This window comes from Isoptericola croceus, from assembly GCF_029382255.1.
GTDB lineage: Bacteria > Actinomycetota > Actinomycetes > Actinomycetales > Cellulomonadaceae > Isoptericola > Isoptericola croceus.
On sequence record NZ_JARLLG010000261.1, the window covers coordinates 1 to 272 of the forward strand.

Sequence of the window (272 nt, forward strand, 5' to 3'; positions counted from 1 at the left end):
TACCAAGTCATCTTCGTTACGGGTGGCAAGCGTTATGATGACGTGCAAGCGGATCTACGTGCTGGTGGGGTCGTACCAGCTGAGAACATTGCTGTGGTACCTTACATCGGCAACATGCCACAATTGATGCCGGTTGTTGATTTGGTTGTTGGTCGTGCCGGAGCCACAAGTTTGGCCTAACAAACGGCATTGGGTAAGCCAATGGTTCTGATTCCAAGTCCATATGTGACGAACGATCACCAAACGAAAAATGCACGTAGCTTGGTTGAAGC

1 pseudogene is annotated in these 272 nt (G+C 49.6%); it reads left to right on the forward strand.

The window, feature by feature from the left end:
- Positions 1-9: 9 nt before the first annotated feature.
- Positions 10-272, forward strand: a pseudogene (locus tag PZC42_RS24680) (glycosyltransferase); the annotation flags it as partial.